This window comes from Hymenobacter terricola, assembly GCF_017921975.2.
In the GTDB taxonomy this organism is placed as follows: Bacteria; Bacteroidota; Bacteroidia; order Cytophagales; family Hymenobacteraceae; genus Hymenobacter; species Hymenobacter terricola.
Window position 1 is genome coordinate 1 of the sequence record NZ_JAGEMO020000223.1, and the last position, 443, is coordinate 443.

At 56.7% G+C, this 443-nt stretch carries 1 protein-coding gene; it reads right to left on the reverse strand.

Annotated elements, in window-relative coordinates:
* Positions 1-258, reverse strand: a 258-nt coding sequence (locus tag J4G38_RS28340; protein ID WP_226164184.1) for a hypothetical protein, incomplete at its 3' end; no start/stop codon positions are given.
* Positions 259-443: the final 185 nt, after the last annotated feature.

A 443-nucleotide genomic window follows, 5' to 3' on the forward strand; every position in this document is an offset into this window, starting at 1 on the left:
CCCGGCATCAGGCACAACAGTCTGCGCGGTAGTCTTTGGGGTAACGGTCTTCTCCTGCGCCTTTTCGCCCTCGTTGCCACTCATGCTGCCCTGAACACCCAGAATGGTCACGCCCTCACGGATGTTGGCGGGAACCAGTTTGGCCTTTTCATTGCTGTCGATGACCACCTTGCCGGAGCCGTCATGGTAGCCCTGGGGGACGGTATATGCGCCGTCCTTGTTGGAGATAGTGCCAGTCACGGCACCGTTGTTCTTCATGGTACCAGTTACTTTCTGGCCCTTATTGTAGGCAGTTTTGCCTGCAAGTACCTCAGCAGCGGTAGCAGTGGCATCCTGCGTATCAGCGTCGTATGTACAGGTACCTACAACGCGCTCACCGTCTGCGCCGTGCGCTGTGATACCCTTAAGCAGCTTATCAGCTGCAACGGTATCGGCGGTAAGAT